Raw genomic sequence first — 17346 nt, 5'->3', positions numbered from 1 at the left:
GCCATGAGCCTGCCGCGCAACAGCATCAGCCGTACCACCCGCCCTGACCGCAGGCGCGCCGGTGGCGGATGGCTGAGCCTGTTCGCCATGTGGATGATCTTCATCGGCCCGCTGATTTCCCAGTCGATGCCGATGGACCACCACGCCGGCATGAGCATGCCAATGGACATGCCGATGGCGGCTGCCCATCAGCATGGCGGCGACAGCCATCACGGCCATGGCGGCGATGGCCAACTGCACGTGATGTGGGAAAAGTGCGGTTACTGCAGCCTGTTGTTCAATTGCCCGGCCCTGCCCCAGGCCCTCAGCCCGCTCAGTGCCGGCAGCGTAATCCCCACCAGCCATCTGCTTGCGCCAACGCACCAGGGCCATGCCCGGCAGGCTGTATTCCCCGGTGCGCGCAGCCGCGCCCCGCCTTCCTCGATCAGCGTCTGAACCCACATTTTGCGCACGGAGCCAGGAGGCTTCGCGCTAACTCATGACTGATCGACTGGAATCATTATGTCCGGCTGCACCCCTGTTTTTGCCTTGTCCCTGCGTGGGACTCTCGCCGCCGTGTGCGGCTCGCTGCTCGCGCCCGTGGCCCTGGCCGCCGACCCTGGCCATGAAGGCCATGCGCACGACGCACCCGAGCTGAGCCCGACGGTCATCACTGCCGTGGCGCCCAGTTCGCCACTGACCGTGGTCACCAACCCGAAAGACCCGCGCCAACCGGTGCCGGCCAGCGACGGCGCCGACTACCTGAAGACCATCCCAGGCTTCTCGGCGATCCGTGCCGGCGGCACCAACGGCGACCCGGTGTTGCGGGGCATGTTCGGCTCACGCCTGAACATCCTCACCAACGGCGGCCTGATGCTGGGCGCTTGCCCTAACCGCATGGACGCGCCCACCTCTTACATTTCGCCGGAAACCTACGACCGCCTGACTGTGATCAAAGGCCCGCAAAGCGTGATCTGGGGCCCCGGTGGTTCGGCAGGCACCATCCTCTTCGAGCGCGAGCCCGAGAAGTTCGGCGCCCTCGGCAGCCGCGTGAACGCCAGCCTGCTGGCCGGCTCCAACGGCCGCTTCGACAAAGTGCTGGATGCCGCCGCCGGCAACAGCCAGGCCTACGCCCGCTTCGTCGGCAACCAGTCACGCTCGGATGACTACCACGACGGCAACGACGACACCGTGCCATCGCGCTGGGAAAAGTGGAACGGCGATGTCGCCCTCGGCTGGACGCCAGACCAGGACACCCTGCTGGAGCTGACCGCCGGCAAGGGCGATGGCGAGGCCCGCTACGCCGGGCGCGGCATGGACGGCTCGCAGTTCAAGCGCGAAAGTCTGGGCCTGCGCTTTGAAAAGTCCAACCTCGGCGAGGTGCTCGACAAGGTCGAGGCACAGGTCTACTACAACTACGCCGACCATGTGATGGACAACTACAGCCTGCGCACACCGTCGGGCAGCGGCATGATGGGCATGCCGATGGTCAGCAACGTCGACCGCCGCACCCTGGGCGCACGCATCAAAGCCACCTGGCGATGGGCCGATGTGCAGCTGATCAGCGGCATCGACGCGCAAACCAACGAACATCGCCAGCGTGGCGGCATGGGTGTGGACGCACACAAGGGCCAATCCTGGACCAAGGACGCCGACTTCCACAACTACGGCGCTTTCAGCGAACTGACCTGGTATGTCAGCGGTGAAGACCGGCTGATTACCGGCGCCCGCCTGGACCGCGCCTCAGCCCGTGACTTCCGTAAAGGCAGCGCCACCGAAGGCGATACCCGCGCCGACACCCTGCCCAGCGGTTTTATCCGCTACGAGCACGACCTGGCAGCCCTCCCGGCCACCACTTACATTGGCCTCGGCCATGCCCAGCGCTTCCCTGACTACTGGGAGCTGTTCTCGCCCAAGCTGGCACCGCCTGGGGCGGCCAACGCCTTCGACGGCATCAAGCCAGAGAAGACCACCCAACTCGACTTCGGCATCCAGTACCGCACCGAACGCCTGGAGGCCTGGGCGTCGGGCTATGTCGGGCAGATCCGCGACTACATCCTGTTCGACTACCGCACCGGCATGATGGGCATGAGCACTTCCCGGGCACAGAACATCGACGCCCGCATCATGGGCGGCGAACTGGGCGCGGCCTACCTGCTGACCGAAAACTGGAAGGCCGACGCCACGCTGGCCTACGCTTGGGGCAAGAACAGCAGTGATGGCAAAGCGCTACCCCAAATGCCACCACTGGAAAGCCGTCTGGGCTTGACCTACAGCCGCGATGTGTGGAGCGTCGGCGCACTGTGGCGGCTGGTGGCGGCGCAAAACCGCATTGCCGAGAACCAAGGCAACGTGGTCGGCAAGGACTACGACAAGAGCGCCGGCTTCGGCGTGTTCTCGCTCAACGGCGCCTACAAGGTGAACAACAACCTCAAGCTCAGCGCAGGGGTCGACAACCTGTTCGACAAAACCTACGCCGAGCACTTGAACCTGGCCGGGAACGCCGGGTTCGGCTACCCGGCTACCGATCCTCAGCCGGTCAACGAGCCAGGCAGGACCTTCTGGACCAAGGTCGATTTCAGCTTCTGACAACAACAACGGGCGCAGCTTCGGTTGCGCCCATCAGCTGGTCAAACAGGAGGTTCCCATGAGAGGAACACGCAGCAATTTCTATAACCTGGCCTGGCGTTGGCACTTCTATGCGGGGCTGTTCGTGGCCCCGTTCATGATCCTGTTGGCGATCACCGGGATCATCTACCTGTTCAAGCCGCAGCTCGACCCGCTGCTGTACCGCGACTTGATGGTGGTCGAAGCCGGCCACCACCGGCAGGGCGCGGACATGATGCTGGCCGAAGTACGCCAGGCTTACCCCAAGGGCCATGTCGGCCAGTACCTGCCGCCACTGAGCGCCGAGCGCAGTGCACAGTTCGTGGTGCATGACGGCGGGCGCGAACTGAACGTTTTCGTCGACCCCTACAACGGCAAGGTCCTCGGTGAGCAGGACGGCAAGCAGAACCTGCAGGCCATCGCCCGTGCGCTGCATGGTGAACTGATGGTCGGCACGCTCGGCGACCGCCTGGTGGAACTGGCCGCCGGCTGGGGCATCGTGCTGGTGGTGTCGGGCCTGTACCTGTGGTGGCCACGCGGACGCAATGGCGCTGGCGTGCTGTGGCCCCGGTTCAGTGCGCGCGGCCGCTTGTTCTGGCGCGACCTGCATGCGGTAACTGGCTTCTGGGGTTCGGCCCTGTTGTTGCTGATGCTGGTCAGCGGCATGACCTGGACCGGCCTGTGGGGCAAGCAGTATGCCGATTTGTGGAACCGCTTCCCGGCCGCCATGTGGAACGACGTGCCCAAGTCGGACCAACAGGCGGGTGAGCTGAACAACGCACACCGCCAAACCGTGCCCTGGGCGATGGAAAACACGCCAATGCCGCAGTCTGGCGCACACGCCGAACACGCCGGCCACTCCATGATGTCAGACATGCCCGCAGCGCCTCAGGTGAGCGTGCAGCAGGTCGAGGACATCGCCACTTCGCGCCAGGTCGAGCCGGGCTACAGCATCACCCTGCCCACCACTGCCGACGGGGTGTTCACCATTGCCGTGTTCGCCGACGACCCGCGCAACGATGCTACCTTGCATGTCGATCAATACACCGGCAAGGTTCTGGCCGATGTGCGCTGGCAGGACTACAGCCCGGTCGCCCGCGCCACCGAGATGGGCGTGATGCTGCATGAAGGCAAGATGTTCGGGGCGTTCAACCAGATCGTCATACTGCTGGTGTGCCTGATGATACTGCTGGGCTCGGTGAGCGGCCTGGTGATGTGGTGGAAGCGCCGGCCAGCCGGTGGGCTGGGCGTGCCGCCGCTGCGTCATGACCTGCCGCGCTGGAAGACGGCGGTGGGGGTAATGCTGGTGCTGGGGGTGATGTTCCCGCTGGTGGGGGTATCGATGGTGGTGATGTGGGTTGTCGATAGCCTGGTGGTAAGGCGCCGTCGGATGCTGGTTCAGGCTTGAGATTGCCGGGGGCGCTTTGCGCCCCTTTCGCGACACAAGGCCGCTCCTACAGGAATGCGCGATCATTGTAGGAGCGGCCTTGTGTCGCGAAAGGGCTGCACAGCAGCCCACAGCTGCCACCCAAAAGTAGAGTCGATCTGTCGCGCCCTGAACTGGAACGCGCGTGTTAGCCTAGCCGGCTACCTCAGACAAGAAGACCGACCTTACAAGGGAATGCAGCCTATGACGCAAACCTCACCCTCAACGCCAGATGAACAGCATCTGCAGCGCAACCTGACCAACCGCCACATCCAGCTGATCGCCATCGGCGGCGCGATCGGTACCGGCCTGTTCATGGGCTCGGGCAAAACCATCAGCCTGGCCGGGCCGTCGATCATCTTCGTCTACATGATCATCGGCTTCATGCTGTTCTTCGTCATGCGCGCCATGGGCGAACTGCTGCTGTCGAACCTGAACTACAAGTCGTTCATCGACTTCTCCGCCGACCTGCTCGGCCCCTGGGCCGGCTATTTCACCGGCTGGACCTACTGGTTCTGCTGGGTGGTCACCGGCATCGCCGACGTGGTCGCCATCGCCGCCTACACACAGTTCTGGTTTCCCGACTTGCCACAGTGGATACCGGCGCTGACCTGCGTCGGGCTGCTGCTGTCGCTGAACCTGGTGACGGTGAAAATGTTCGGCGAGCTGGAATTCTGGTTCGCCCTGGTCAAGATCGTCGCCATCCTTGGCCTGGTCGCGACTGGCCTGTACATGGTGATCACCGGCTTCACCTCGCCCAGCGGGCGCACCGCACAGCTGGCCAACCTGTGGAATGACAGCGGCATGTTCCCCCATGGCCTGATGGGCTTCTTCGCCGGTTTCCAGATCGCGGTGTTCGCCTTCGTCGGCATCGAGCTGGTGGGTACCACCGCCGCCGAAGCGAAGAACCCGGAGCGCACCCTGCCGCGGGCGATCAACTCGATCCCGATCCGCATCATCGTGTTCTATGTGCTGGCGCTGATCGCGATCATGGCCGTGACCCCATGGCGCGACGTGGTGCCAGGCAAGAGCCCGTTCGTCGAACTGTTCGTGCTGGCGGGCCTGCCGGCAGCGGCGAGCATCATCAACTTCGTGGTACTGACCTCGGCGGCCTCGTCGGCCAACAGCGGCGTGTTCTCCACCAGCCGCATGCTCTACGGCCTGAGCCAGGAGGGTGATGCGCCCAAGGCCTTCGAGAAGCTGTCGAGCCGCTCGGTACCGGCCAACGGCCTGTACTTCTCCTGCACCTGCCTGCTGCTGGGCGCGGTACTGATCTACCTGGTACCGGACGTGGTCGAGGCGTTCACCCTGGTGACCACGGTGTCGGCGGTGCTGTTCATGTTCGTCTGGACGCTGATCCTGCTGTCGTACCTGAAGTACCGCAAAAACCGCGCAGCGCTGCACCAGGCGTCGAAGTACAAGATGCCCGGCGGGCGCTTCATGTGCTACGTGTGCCTGGTGTTCTTCGCCGGCATCCTGGTGCTGCTGAGCCTGGAGGCCGACACCCGCTCGGCGCTGGTAGTGACGCCGATCTGGTTCATGATTCTGGCGGTGACGTATCAGTTCGTGCGCAGCAGACGCCATCCACGCGGCGCTACGCCACAGGTGGAGCAGAGCCAGCGCTAAGCCGCCGAGGCAGTGGCTCACGATACGCGTGGGCCATTCGGTTCGACTCAGAGCTTAAGCGCGATGCTGACCCTCATCGGGCTCGCGCTACCCTCAAAGGATTTGCTGACCACTTGTAACGGCAAGATCCCGTTGTACCAACCTGCCGGCAACCCTGGATTCTGCGAGGCGTCGGCCTGCAACGACAACTCGAGTCTGGGCAGCCGCCCCTCGCAGTCGCTACCAATGGCATGCATCCCGGTCCAGGTGCAGGCAGGTCCCATCCTGCGTGAGGCGGTCATCTTGACTGTAAAAACCTTGCCATCACCGTCGTGCACCAGGCGCACCTGTAGCGGTGTACCTGCCGGTGCCTGGTCCACAACTTGAGTCGGGCCGACCTCTTCCGAGAGCGCGACAAAAGCACCTTCCCTGGAATGGATACCCTCGACAATCAGAGGCTCGTGCCCCAAAGGGCTGTAATAGAAGCCGCGCAGTCCTTCGAAGGCTGGACTGTAGTTACTGAGCCGATTGGCACTTTCACGCCACACCCTGGCCATGTCCGCTGTCGAGGGGTCGCCAAGGGCCTGGCCGTCATACATGACCTGGGGGTTCGAGTAATACGGGACATTGTTCCCACACATGAAGGTGTGCGCGCCATTGGCCGTCTGGTAACCATGGAAATAGTACTCAAGCTCACCCGTATAGCAGTGTTGGCCGCCGGCGTTATGGCCTACCTCGTGGCGAAATGCCAACGGCGCCTCGACGCCATTGATACTCGACCACTGGCGTACATGGGCGAGCCCGCCTTGGAACAGCGTTCCGGAAAAGGCGACATTGATGTCATGGAAGTAGTCTTCGCGCAGCGGCGTCATCAAGTCACGGATCGCATTCAGCCCCGCGGCATCCACCACATGGTCGGTGTCGGTGACAGTGATACCGACCAACCGCAGCTGTATACCTGGCAACTCGGAGTTGCGAAGGCCCAGGTTGGCTGTCTCCAGCTCGGCCAAGGCATACGCCACGGGGTCTCCTTCCAGCTTGGAAAGTGCCTTGGCGGTAAACAGGACCAGCGCATCGACGGTGGCCACTTGTTGTTGCCCACTGCCGATGGCCTCCGCACGCTCGGGCTTGGCATCGGGGTCGGGGGACCTGTTCATGTCGGCAGGCGACTGCTTCAGTATGCGTTTGCCTTTAGCATCGACATACAGGACACCTACCTCGTCGGGCCGGTCGATGATCGCGGTGAACGCACCTGCCGGATCCAGGACCATTACCAGCGAGCCTTTGACCAGCTGCTTGTTCCGATCGATGAGATTGCCACCCTCGACGGTGTATCCCTGGGTAGTGCGCTGCGAATGAACCAGCGCATAGTCGTATATGCCCACCGCTTCCTTGCCCGCCCTAGCCACCATCGATGTCGTTGCCTGAAGTGCATCGAAGGATGCACATCCACCCAGGGGTAGCGCTGATACGAGCACGGATAAGGAAAGGGACGGCGCTTTGACCAAGCCTGAGAAGTTCATGCTGAATGCCCGCTGGTTTGAACATGTCCCAGACACTACGCGGCACAAGCGCGCCCTGATACTGGCAAAAATATCAGGGGAACAGCCTTTGGCCGTAAAGCCAATCAAGATGAAGTGCCGAACAGCGGCTCCAATGCTGTGCACACAAACCCCTCAAGCACCAACCTGGACCTCGCCAACGCCCCATCACCTCGCACAACCCTTCTATTACGCCAGTTTCGCCACTAGGCACACCCCTTGCAACGCCCCTCCCCGCTGCCCAACACCCTAAAAGAACTCAGCGGAGAGAGCACATGAAGCGTCGCAGTCTGATCAAGGCTTTTACCCTCAGCGCATCGATTGCGGCGATGGGCCTGAGCTGGAGCATCCAGGCCGCCGAGACCATCAAGGTCGGCATCCTGCATTCGCTTTCCGGGACCATGGCCATTTCCGAGACCTCGCTCAAGGACATGGCGCTGATGACCATCGACGAAATCAACGCCAAGGGCGGTGTGAACGGCAAGATGCTCGAGCCGGTAGTGGTCGACCCAGCCTCCAACTGGCCGCTGTTCGCTGAAAAGAGCCGTCAGTTGCTGACCCAGGACAAGGTCGCCGTGGTGTTCGGCTGCTGGACCTCGGTGTCGCGCAAGTCAGTGCTGCCGGTGTTCGAAGAGCTCAACGGCCTGCTGTTCTATCCGGTGCAGTACGAAGGTGAAGAGATGTCGCCGAACGTGTTCTACACCGGCGCCGCGCCCAACCAGCAGGCGATTCCGGCCGTGGAATATTTGATGAGCGAGGACGGCGGTAGCGCCAAACGCTTCTTCCTGCTGGGCACCGACTACGTCTACCCGCGCACCACCAACAAGATTCTGCGCGCCTTCCTGCATAGCAAGGGTGTGGCCGACAAGGATATCGAAGAGGTGTACACGCCGTTCGGCCACGCCGATTACCAGACCATCGTCGCCAACATCAAGAAGTTCTCCGCCGGTGGCAAGACGGCGGTCATTTCCACGGTCAACGGCGACTCCAACGTGCCGTTCTACAAGGAGCTGGCCAACCAGGGCCTGAAGGCTACCGACGTGCCAGTGGTAGCCTTCTCGGTGGGCGAAGAGGAGCTGCGCGGCATCGACACCAAGCCACTGGTGGGCCACCTGGCGGCGTGGAACTACTTCGAATCGGTGGATAACCCGGTGAACCAGAAGTTCGTCGCCGACTGGAAGGCCTATGCCAAAGCCAAGGGCCTGCCGGGTGCCGACAAGGCCGTAACCAACGACCCGATGGAAGCCACCTATGTGGGCATCCACATGTGGGCGCAAGCAGTGGAAAAAGCCAAGTCCACCGACGTCGACAAGGTGCGTGAGGCGCTGGCCGGGCAGAGCTTCAAGGCGCCCTCGGGCTTCACCCTGACCATGGACAAGACCAACCACCACCTGCACAAGCCGGTGATGATCGGCGAGATCCAGGATGACGGGCAGTTCAGCGTGGTGTGGGAAACCGAGCAGCCGCTGCGGGCGCAGCCATGGAGCCCGTTCATCCCGGGCAACGACAAGCGCCCGGACTATGCAGTGAAAGGTAACTGAGCACTGGGGCCGCCATGCGGCCCCATCGCGAGCCAGCTCGCTCCTACAAATGAGGTGCTTCCCCTGTAGGAGCGAGCTGGCTCGCGATGTATCCACCGCCGATCTCCAGGATTACCCGCATGCTCAGACTCCTGCTCACCCTGCTCCTGCTACTGCCGCTGGCAACCCAGGCCAGCGAGGGCGAATTCCTCCTTACCGCCAAGCCCGCCGAGCAAGCCCGTCTGCTCGAAGGCTGGGCGGCGCAACCCGATGCCGCGCGCCTGCCACTGCTGAATGAACTGCGCCAAGGCCGCATCGCCGCCGATGACACCCGCAAGTTACGCCTGAACAACCGCCTGCGCGGCCTGATCGACAACGCCCTGGCCAGCCACCAGTTGCTCAGCGACAACAGCGACACCCGCCTGGCCGCCGCCCAACACCTGCAAAAAAGCGCACAACCGGCGCAGATGGCCTTCCTCGACCGGCGCTTCGCCGCCGAGCCGGACGCCGCCGTCCACGCCGCCCTGGGCCTGGCCCTGGCCAACCTGCAACTGGGCGCCAGCGAACCCGCCGTTCGCCTGGCCGCCGTGCGCCTGCTGGGTGAAACCGGCGACCCGCTGGCCCGCACCCGCCTCGAAGCGCTGCTGCAACCGGATGCGGAAGCCGATGCCGGCGTACGCACCGCCGCCGAAACCAGCCTGGCCCAGGTCAAGCGCAAGCTGCTGGTCGGCGAACTGCTCGGCCAGGCGTTCAGTGGCCTTTCGCTGGGTTCGATCCTGCTGCTGGCGGCGCTCGGCCTGGCGATCACCTTTGGCCTGCTCGGGGTGATCAACATGGCCCACGGCGAGATGCTGATGCTCGGCGCGTACAGCACCTACATGGTCCAGGTGCTGCTGCAGCGCTACGCCCCAGGCGCCATTGAGTTCTACCCGCTGATCGCCCTGCCGGTGGCCTTCGCGGTCAGTGCCGGTGTGGGCATGGCGCTGGAGCGCACGGTCATCCGCCACCTGTACGGCCGCCCACTGGAAACCCTGCTGGCTACCTGGGGCATCAGCCTGATCCTGATCCAGGCCATTCGCCTGCTGTTCGGCGCGCAGAACGTCGAGGTGAGCAACCCGGCCTGGCTGTCCGGCGGTATCCAACTGCTGCCCAACCTGGTGCTGCCGTACAACCGCCTGGTGATCATCGGTTTCGCCCTGGCCGTGGTCCTGCTCACCTGGCTGCTGCTCAACCGCACGCGGCTGGGCCTGAACGTGCGCGCAGTCACCCAGAACCGCAACATGGCGGCTTGCTGCGGGGTGTCCACCGGGCGCGTCGACATGCTCGCCTTTGGCCTGGGTTCTGGCATCGCCGGGCTCGGCGGCGTAGCCCTGAGCCAGGTCGGCAACGTCGGCCCCGATCTGGGCCAAAGCTACATCATCGACTCGTTCCTGGTGGTGGTGCTGGGTGGCGTAGGGCAACTGGCCGGCAGCCTGTGGGCCGCCTTCGGCCTTGGCATCGCCAACAAGCTGCTGGAGCCGCAGATCGGTGCCGTGCTCGGCAAGATCCTCATCCTTGCGTTGATCATTCTGTTCATCCAGAAGCGTCCGCAAGGCCTGTTCGCCCTCAAGGGACGGGTAATCGACTGATGAACCAGCCACTGCTTGTCACCGCTACGCAAAAGGCCGGGCCACGCCTGACCCTGGCCATCGGCGCCGTCGTCGTGCTGCTGCTCGTCGCCCTGCCGCTGCTCTCGCTGCTGCCGGCGGACCATGCCCTGCAGGTGTCGGCCTACACCCTGACCCTGGTCGGCAAGATCCTCTGTTACGCCATCGTCGCCCTGGCCCTGGACCTGGTCTGGGGCTATGCCGGGCTGCTGTCGCTGGGCCATGGCCTGTTCTTCGCCCTGGGCGGCTATGCCATGGGCATGTACCTGATGCGCCAGGCGGCCGGCGACGGCCTGCCGGGGTTCATGACCTTTCTTTCGTGGACCGAGCTGCCGTGGTACTGGGCCGGCACCCAGCATTTTGCCTGGGCCCTGTGCCTGGTGGTGCTGGCACCGGGGCTGCTGGCGCTGGTGTTCGGCTGGTTCGCCTTCCGCTCGCGGATCAAGGGCGTGTACTTCTCGATCATGACCCAAGCCCTGACCTTCGCCGGCATGCTGCTGTTCTTCCGCAACGAAACCGGTTTTGGCGGCAACAACGGGTTTACCAACTTCCGCACCATCCTCGGCTTCGACATTACCGCGCAAGGCACTCGCGCGGTGCTGTTCCTGCTCACGGTCGGCCTTTTGCTGGCCAGCTTGTACCTGTGCTGGCGCCTGACCCGCAGCAAGTTCGGCCGCCTGCTCACGGCGGTGCGCGATGCCGAAAACCGCATGATGTTCTGCGGCTACGACCCACGCGGCTTCAAGCTGCTGGTGTGGGTCCTGAGCGCCGTGCTGTGCGGCCTGGCCGGGGCGTTGTATGTGCCACAGGTGGGCATCATCAACCCCAGCGAAATGTCGCCGACCAACTCCATCGAAGCCGCCGTGTGGGTGGCCTTGGGCGGGCGCGGCACGCTAATCGGCCCGTTGCTCGGCGCCGGCCTGGTCAATGGCATGAAAAGCTGGTTCACCGTGGCCTTCCCGGAGTTCTGGCTGTTCTTCCTGGGCGCACTGTTCATTCTTGTCACCCTGTACCTGCCCAAGGGCGTGGTCGGCCTGTTGAAGAAAAGGAGCCAGCCATGAGAGGCGTGCCCCCGGTTCATCCGGAATTCATGTTGGAGCCGGTGTTCGACCACCTCGGCGCCGGTCGCGACGCCATCGGCCTGGGCCAAAGCCGCAAGGCTGGCCTCGACACCCGCCACGGCACGGTGCTGAGCCTTGAAGACATCAGCGTCAGCTTCGATGGTTTCAAGGCGCTCAACGCGCTGAACCTGTACATCGGTGTGGGCGAGCTGCGCTGCATCATCGGTCCCAACGGCGCCGGCAAGACTACGATGATGGACGTGATCACCGGCAAGACTCGCCCTGACACCGGCAGCGCTTTCTTTGGCGACACCCTCGACCTGACCCGCATGAGCGAATACCAGATCGCCCAGGCCGGCATTGGCCGCAAGTTCCAGAAGCCCACGGTATTCGAGGCGCTGACAGTGTTCGAAAACCTGGAGCTGGCGCTGAAGGCCGACAAGTCGGTATGGGCCAGCCTGGCAGCGCGGCTGAGCGGCGAGCAACGCCAGCGCATCGAAGAGGTGCTGAGCACCTTGCGCCTGCTGCCCCTGGCCCAGCGCCAGGCTGGCTTGCTGTCGCACGGACAGAAGCAGTTTCTGGAGATCGGCATGCTGCTGGTGCAGGAGCCGAAGTTGCTGTTGCTGGATGAACCGGTGGCGGGCATGACCGATGCCGAGACCGAGTTCACCGCCGAGTTGTTCAAGGGCCTGGCTGGCACGCATTCGTTGATGGTGGTGGAGCATGACATGGGCTTTGTCGGCAGCATCGCCGACCATGTCACGGTGCTGCACCAGGGCAGTGTGCTGGCAGAAGGGTCGCTGGAGCAGGTGCAGGCGGATGAGCGGGTGGTCGAGGTGTATCTGGGCCGATGATCAATCGAGGACATGACATGCTTAAAATCGACACCCTGCACCAGTACTACGGCGGCAGCCACATCCTGCGTGGCCTGTCTTTCGAAGCCAAGGTCGGCGAGGTTACCTGCCTGCTGGGCCGCAACGGCGTGGGCAAGACCACCCTGCTGCGCTGCCTGATGGGCCTGGTACCCGCCCGTGACGGGCGTATCGAATGGGAAGGCAAGCCCATCACCAGCCTCAAGCCCCAGCAACGGGTCCACGCTGGTATCGCCTACGTGCCCCAGGGCCGCGAGATATTCCCGCGCCTTACCGTCGAGGAAAACCTGCTGATGGGCCTGTCGCGCTTCCCCGCCCGTGAAGCCCGCGAAGTGCCGACCTTCATCTACGAGCTGTTCCCGGTGCTGGAGCAGATGAAGCAACGCCGTGGCGGCGATTTGTCTGGCGGCCAGCAGCAACAGCTGGCCATCGGCCGCGCCCTGGCCAGCCGCCCGCGCCTGCTGATTCTCGACGAGCCCACCGAAGGCATCCAACCTTCGGTGATCAAGGAAATCGGCGCCGTAATCCGCCGCCTGGCGCAGCGCGGCGACATGGCGATTCTGCTGGTGGAGCAGTTCTACGACTTTGCCGAAGAACTGGCCGACCAATACCTGGTCATGTCCCGCGGCGAAATCGTCCAGCGCGGCCGCGGTGAAAACATGCAAGCCGAAGGTGTGCGCGGGCTGGTAACCATTTAATCTGCATTCAACGACCCTGCGAGACGCTGTCATGAGTTACGAAATCCGCGATGCCCTGCCCACCGACGTGCCCGGCATCCTCGACATCTACAACGACGCCGTGCGCAACACCACGGCGATCTGGAACGAAACGCCGGTAGACCTGGCCAACCGCCAGGCCTGGTTCGAAGCGCGGGCGCAGCAGGGTTATCCGATCCTGGTCGCGGTAGATGAGACAGGCGTGCTGGGCTATGCCTCGTTTGGCGACTGGCGGCCGTTCGAGGGCTTTCGCCTGACCGTGGAGCACTCGGTGTATATCCGGGGTGACCAGCGCGGAAAAGGGCTGGGACCGGTGTTGATGGCAGCGCTGGTCGAGCGTGCGCGTGGTTGCGGCAAACATGTGATGGTGGCGGCCATCGAGAGTGGCAATGCGGCCTCGGTGCGCCTGCATGAGCGACTGGGCTTCGTGGTGACCGGGCAGATGCCGCAAGTGGGGGTGAAGTTTGGCCGCTGGCTGGATTTGACCTTCATGCAACTGGTGTTGAACCCAGGGGCCGAACCAACCTGAAATACGGCCCATTGTGGGAACGGCCTTGCGCGACGCAAGGCCGCTCCCACAGGCGCCAGCATGATCGCCTACATCTGGGTAAACCTGCCCAGCCGCTGGCGCAGCATGCTGTTCTCGCTGCGCAACTGCTGCACTTCCTGCAACAGCTCCAGCGCCAGCGCCACCCCTTCCCACTCCAGTTCCAGCTCCTGGTGCAGCTTGGCCGCACGCCTGGTCAGCAGCGGCGCCTGATCGTCGAACAACCAGTCCTCCGGCGTTCGCCCGGAAGGTTCGACAATGCCGTGCTCGACGATTTCGATCACGCAGTCCGCCGTGACATCGGCTTCCTGACACAGGGTACGCATGTCCAATTGAACGATCAGGGTGCTGCTCATGATCACTTACTCCATTGTGCCCTCGGGTTGAACGCGGCCTTTTCGGAAAGCTTGGCCCACAGTTCACGGGTAGACTCGTCAGACGTGGTCGGCATCACCACTTTGAGCTGCGCGTAAAGGTTGCCGCGCTCGCCCTGCTTGTTCGCCAGGCCCTTGCCGGGTACGCGCAGGCGCTGCCCGCTCTGGCTGTCCGGGCGGATGGTCAGGTTGATCTTGCCCTCCAGGGTCGGTACCGCCACCTTGGCGCCCAGGGCAGCCTCCCACGGTGCCAAGGGCACGGTGATGATCAGGTCATGGCCTTCGACATCGAACAGTGGGTGCGGCGCCATGCGAAGGGTCAGGAACAAGTCGCCATTGGCCCCGCCACCGCTGCCCGGTGCGCCCTGGCCCTTGAGGCGAATGCGCTCGCCGTCGGTCACCCCGGCCGGAATCTTCACGTTCAGGGTCTTGGTGGTAAAGCCGGTGCGCTGGCCCATGGCATTGGTTTGCGGCACCTGGAAGCTGATCTGCTTGGACTCCTTGCTCAGGGTTTCTTCAAGGAACACTGCCAGTTCAAGCTCCACGTCCTGCCCCCGCCTGCCTGCACTGCGTTGCTGCTGCCGAGCGCCACCGAAGGGGTTGCCGCCCCCGCGCCCACCGAAGATCGAGCTGAAGAAGTCGGAGAAATCGCCGCCTTCGAAGCCACCGCCACCGCCACGGTTTTCCCAGCCCGGTGGCGCCTGGAACGGCCGGCCATGCTGGCCGCCGTACTTGCGAATTTCATCGAACTCGGCACGTTTCTGCGCGTCGCCCAGCACTTCGTAGGCCTCGTTGGCCTCTTTGAACTTGTCCTCGGCGTCGCGCTCCTTGCTGACATCGGGGTGATACTTGCGCGCCAGCTTACGGTACGCGGCCTTGATCGCCTTGTCGTCCGCCGTGGGCTCTACGCCGAGTATCTTGTAATAGTCTTTGAAGTCCATCTGTGGATCACCAATGTGAATGTGCGTGTTGCAACAGAAGATAGGGGTCAAGCATAGCCTTTCAAGACCGCCTTGGGTTTGCCCCATGGCAGACGACTGGTCTTGATTCTGTAGCCAAGTGGCATAAACTGCGCGGCCGTTTTCGCTCCGGAAGCTGATTTCCCATGTCTGACGTATCCCCGGCCCGCGCCCTGGGCATCGATTTTGGCACCTCCAACTCCACGGTCGGCTGGCACCGCCCTGGCGTGGAGTCGCTGATTGCCCTGGAAGACGGCAAGATCACCTTGCCCTCGGTGGTGTTCTTCAATATCGAAGAGCGGCGCCCGGTGTATGGCCGCCTGGCGCTGCACGAGTACCTGGAAGGCTACGAAGGCCGCCTGATGCGCTCGCTGAAAAGCCTGCTGGGCTCGAAGCTGATCAAGCACGACACCAGCGTGCTGGGCAGCGCCCTGCCGTTCAAGGACCTGCTGGGCATGTTCATCGGCGAGCTGAAAAAACGTGCCGAAGCCGCTGCGGGCCGTGAATTCGACCAGGTGGTGCTGGGCCGCCCGGTGTTCTTCGTCGACGAAGACCCGGCCGCCGACCAGGAAGCAGAAGATACCCTTGCCGAAGTAGCGCGCAAGATCGGCTTCAAGGACGTCTCGTTCCAGTACGAGCCGATTGCCGCAGCCTTCGACTACGAGTCGAGCATCAGCCGCGAAGAGCTGGTGCTGATCGTCGACATCGGCGGTGGTACTTCGGACTTCACCCTGATCCGTCTGTCGCCCGAGCGCCACTTGGTCGCCGAACGCCAGAGCGACATCCTCGCCACCGGCGGCGTGCACATCGGCGGTACCGACTTCGACAAACAGCTGAGCCTGCAGGGCGTGATGCCGCTGTTCGGCTACGGCAGCCGCATGAAGAGCGGCGCGCTGATGCCCACCAGCTACCACCTCAACCTGGCCACATGGCACACCATCAACGCCCTGTACTCGCAGAAGTCGCAGTTGGCGCTGGGCAGCATGCGCTACGACATCGAGGACAGCTTCGGTATCGACCGCCTGTTCAAACTGATCGAGCAACGCGCCGGGCACTGGCTGGCGATGGAAGTGGAAGCCAGCAAGATCGAACTGACCGAGCACGACAGCCGCCGCATCGACCTGCGCCGCGTCGAGCCCGAGCTGACGGCAGAACTGACACGTGCGCTGTTCGAAGAGGCCATCGACGGCCTGTTGGAGCGGGTGCGCGGTAGCGTGACCGAGCTGTTGGCCAAGGCTGGCGTGAGCGAAGGGCAGGTCGACACGGTGTTCTTCACCGGGGGTTCCAGCGGAATTCCGGCGCTGCGCAACAGCGTGTCGGCGATGCTGCCGAATGCGCGGCATGTGGAAGGCAACATCTTTGGCAGCATTGGTAGCGGCCTGGCCATCGAGGCCCGCAAGCGTTACGGCGCAGCCTGAGCCATCTTGGGGCTGCTTTGCAGCCCCAGCACGCTGTCAGACCAGCTCCGCCCGCTTCAGCTCACTCTTCAGGTAGGCATAGTAGATCGGCCCTGCCACCACCCCAGGCAGCCCGAACGCCGCCTCGAACACCAGCATCGCCAACAGCAGTTCCCACGCCTTGGCACTGATCTGCCCGCCCACGATCCGCGCGTTGAGGAAATACTCGACCTTGTGGATGACGATCAGGTAACCCAGCGCTGCCGCCGCCACCCAGATCGACAGCGACAAGCCGACAATGGTGATCAGGGTGTTGGACATCAGGTTGCCGATCACCGGTAGCAGGCCCAACAGGAAGGTCAGCACGATCAGCGTCTTGGTCAACGGCAGGTGCACACCGAACAACGGCATCACCACCGCCAGGAAGATGCCGGTGAAGGCCGTGTTGAGCAGCGAAATCTTGATCTGCGCGAAGACGATGTTGCGAAACGCCTTCACCAGCAGATTGAGGCGCTCGAACAGCGCCGCCGCCAGGGGCTTGCGCCGGGAAACATCGGGAATGCGCTGCAAGGCGATGATGGCGCCGAGGATCATGCCGATCAGCAGCGTGACGAACATGTGCGCCATGCCCTTGCCCACCAGTTGCAAATCGCTCAGGTGGCTCTTGATCCAGTCGCCGATGGCGACCTTGAACTCTGCGGCACTGGCGGGCAGGTAGCCTTCGATGAAGGGTGGCAGCTGGCCGCGGGCACGCTCGACCAAGGCCATGAACTTGTCCAGCGAGGCGCCGGGGTTCTCCGCCTCGTGCAGCAAAAAGCTGAAGGCACCGGCAATCAGCAGCGTCAGGGTGCTGACCACCAGCGTGCCGAGCAGTGCCACCGCCAGCCAGCGCGCGCGTTGCCCAGCCAACAGCGGCTGCAGGCGCGGGGTCAGCATGTTGACCAGTTCGAACACCAGCAGGCCGGCCAGCAGGCTGGGCAGCAACTTCAGGGGCAAAGCCAGCAGCAGCCCGGCCATGACGATGATCAGGCTGGCCAGGGTGATCTGACGGGGGGTAAAGGTCATACAGCCTCGACGGCAGACAGCGGGAATGCCC

Annotated in this window: 15 protein-coding genes; 11 read left to right on the top strand and 4 right to left on the bottom strand. The window is 63.6% G+C overall.

Translation table 11 applies throughout. The annotated features are described in order from the left end of the window. Positions 1-3: 3 nt before the first annotated feature. The 4 genes from Q9451_RS02375 (at position 4) to cycA (ending at position 5638) form a co-directional block, all read left to right on the top strand. Positions 4-435: a DUF2946 domain-containing protein gene (locus tag Q9451_RS02375; RefSeq protein WP_012274409.1), complete on the top strand. Its 432-nt coding sequence runs from the start codon at positions 4-6 to the stop codon at positions 433-435. Positions 436-501: 66 nt separating this feature from the next. Continuing rightward, a complete protein-coding gene (locus Q9451_RS02370; RefSeq protein ID WP_012274410.1) occupies positions 502-2568 on the top strand; it encodes a TonB-dependent copper receptor in 2067 nt (688 codons plus the stop codon). 58 nt (positions 2569-2626) lie between these two features. Continuing rightward, a complete protein-coding gene (locus Q9451_RS02365) occupies positions 2627-3994 on the top strand; it encodes a PepSY domain-containing protein (RefSeq protein WP_012274411.1) in 1368 nt (455 codons plus the stop codon). A gap of 222 nt (positions 3995-4216) precedes the next feature. Next, positions 4217-5638 (top strand): D-serine/D-alanine/glycine transporter, encoded by a 1422-nt coding sequence (cycA, locus tag Q9451_RS02360; RefSeq protein WP_012274412.1) that lies wholly within the window; start codon positions 4217-4219, stop codon positions 5636-5638. A gap of 47 nt (positions 5639-5685) precedes the next feature. On the opposite strand, the gene Q9451_RS02355 is transcribed toward cycA, so the two are convergent. Beyond that, positions 5686-7140: a M12 family metallo-peptidase gene (locus Q9451_RS02355; RefSeq protein WP_123108988.1), complete on the bottom strand. Its 1455-nt coding sequence runs from the start codon at positions 7138-7140 to the stop codon at positions 5686-5688. A gap of 293 nt (positions 7141-7433) precedes the next feature. Here Q9451_RS02355 and urtA point away from each other — a divergent pair, with 293 nt between their 5' ends. From urtA to Q9451_RS02325, 6 genes are all read left to right on the top strand, one after another. Next, entirely contained in the window at positions 7434-8699 is a 1266-nt protein-coding gene (gene urtA, locus Q9451_RS02350) for an urea ABC transporter substrate-binding protein (protein WP_012274414.1), read from the top strand. 119 nt (positions 8700-8818) lie between these two features. Further along, positions 8819-10306: an urea ABC transporter permease subunit UrtB gene (urtB, locus tag Q9451_RS02345; protein ID WP_012274415.1), complete on the top strand. Its 1488-nt coding sequence runs from the start codon at positions 8819-8821 to the stop codon at positions 10304-10306. Next, on the top strand, positions 10306-11385 hold the full coding sequence (gene urtC / locus Q9451_RS02340) for an urea ABC transporter permease subunit UrtC (RefSeq protein WP_012274416.1): 1080 nt from the start codon (positions 10306-10308) through the stop codon (positions 11383-11385). The genes urtB and urtC overlap by 1 nt, the downstream gene beginning before the upstream one ends. Beyond that, entirely contained in the window at positions 11382-12239 is an 858-nt protein-coding gene (gene urtD, locus Q9451_RS02335) for an urea ABC transporter ATP-binding protein UrtD (RefSeq protein ID WP_012274417.1), read from the top strand. Before urtC ends, urtD begins: the two co-directional genes overlap by 4 nt. Positions 12240-12256: 17 nt before the next feature. After that, a complete protein-coding gene (gene urtE / locus Q9451_RS02330) occupies positions 12257-12955 on the top strand; it encodes an urea ABC transporter ATP-binding subunit UrtE (RefSeq protein ID WP_012274418.1) in 699 nt (232 codons plus the stop codon). Positions 12956-12986: 31 nt separating this feature from the next. Further along, the gene (locus tag Q9451_RS02325; RefSeq protein ID WP_012274419.1) at positions 12987-13502 is read left to right on the top strand and encodes a GNAT family N-acetyltransferase; all 516 of its coding nucleotides are present in this window, start codon (positions 12987-12989) and stop codon (positions 13500-13502) included. Positions 13503-13570: 68 nt separating this feature from the next. On the opposite strand, the gene Q9451_RS02320 is transcribed toward Q9451_RS02325, so the two are convergent. Both Q9451_RS02320 and cbpA read right to left on the bottom strand, forming a co-directional pair. Continuing rightward, positions 13571-13876, bottom strand: a complete 306-nt coding sequence (locus Q9451_RS02320) for a chaperone modulator CbpM (RefSeq protein ID WP_012274420.1) — start codon at positions 13874-13876, stop codon at positions 13571-13573. 2 nt (positions 13877-13878) lie between these two features. Further along, complete coding sequence (cbpA, locus tag Q9451_RS02315; RefSeq protein ID WP_012274421.1) at positions 13879-14835, bottom strand: curved DNA-binding protein; 957 nt, start codon at positions 14833-14835, stop codon at positions 13879-13881. Positions 14836-14999: 164 nt separating this feature from the next. Between cbpA and Q9451_RS02310 the strand changes: the two genes are divergently transcribed. Continuing rightward, positions 15000-16271, top strand: coding sequence for an Hsp70 family protein (locus Q9451_RS02310; protein WP_012274422.1), 1272 nt, complete (start codon positions 15000-15002; stop codon positions 16269-16271). A 36-nt stretch (positions 16272-16307) separates the two neighbouring features. Here Q9451_RS02310 and Q9451_RS02305 read toward each other — a convergent pair whose 3' ends face one another. Next, the gene (locus tag Q9451_RS02305; RefSeq protein WP_012274423.1) at positions 16308-17315 is read right to left on the bottom strand and encodes a membrane protein; all 1008 of its coding nucleotides are present in this window, start codon (positions 17313-17315) and stop codon (positions 16308-16310) included. Positions 17316-17346: the final 31 nt, after the last annotated feature.

The sequence above is a fragment of the Pseudomonas sp. NY8896 genome (assembly GCF_039634505.1).
This window is presented reverse-complemented; position numbering and strand designations above follow the sequence as displayed.

What these genes read in the sequence shown, in the direction of transcription:
- Q9451_RS02375 (WP_012274409.1), top strand. Translation starts at nt 4, where the DNA reads ATGAGCCTGCCGCGCAACAGCATCAGCCGTACCACCCGCCCTGACCGC.
- Q9451_RS02370 (WP_012274410.1), top strand. Translation starts at nt 502, where the DNA reads ATGTCCGGCTGCACCCCTGTTTTTGCCTTGTCCCTGCGTGGGACTCTC.
- Q9451_RS02365 (WP_012274411.1), top strand. Translation starts at nt 2,627, where the DNA reads ATGAGAGGAACACGCAGCAATTTCTATAACCTGGCCTGGCGTTGGCAC.
- cycA (WP_012274412.1), top strand. Translation starts at nt 4,217, where the DNA reads ATGACGCAAACCTCACCCTCAACGCCAGATGAACAGCATCTGCAGCGC.
- Q9451_RS02355 (WP_123108988.1), bottom strand. Translation starts at nt 7,140, where the DNA reads ATGAACTTCTCAGGCTTGGTCAAAGCGCCGTCCCTTTCCTTATCCGTG.
- urtA (WP_012274414.1), top strand. Translation starts at nt 7,434, where the DNA reads ATGAAGCGTCGCAGTCTGATCAAGGCTTTTACCCTCAGCGCATCGATT.
- urtB (WP_012274415.1), top strand. Translation starts at nt 8,819, where the DNA reads ATGCTCAGACTCCTGCTCACCCTGCTCCTGCTACTGCCGCTGGCAACC.
- urtC (WP_012274416.1), top strand. Translation starts at nt 10,306, where the DNA reads ATGAACCAGCCACTGCTTGTCACCGCTACGCAAAAGGCCGGGCCACGC.
- urtD (WP_012274417.1), top strand. Translation starts at nt 11,382, where the DNA reads ATGAGAGGCGTGCCCCCGGTTCATCCGGAATTCATGTTGGAGCCGGTG.
- urtE (WP_012274418.1), top strand. Translation starts at nt 12,257, where the DNA reads ATGCTTAAAATCGACACCCTGCACCAGTACTACGGCGGCAGCCACATC.
- Q9451_RS02325 (WP_012274419.1), top strand. Translation starts at nt 12,987, where the DNA reads ATGAGTTACGAAATCCGCGATGCCCTGCCCACCGACGTGCCCGGCATC.
- Q9451_RS02320 (WP_012274420.1), bottom strand. Translation starts at nt 13,876, where the DNA reads ATGAGCAGCACCCTGATCGTTCAATTGGACATGCGTACCCTGTGTCAG.
- cbpA (WP_012274421.1), bottom strand. Translation starts at nt 14,835, where the DNA reads ATGGACTTCAAAGACTATTACAAGATACTCGGCGTAGAGCCCACGGCG.
- Q9451_RS02310 (WP_012274422.1), top strand. Translation starts at nt 15,000, where the DNA reads ATGTCTGACGTATCCCCGGCCCGCGCCCTGGGCATCGATTTTGGCACC.
- Q9451_RS02305 (WP_012274423.1), bottom strand. Translation starts at nt 17,315, where the DNA reads ATGACCTTTACCCCCCGTCAGATCACCCTGGCCAGCCTGATCATCGTC.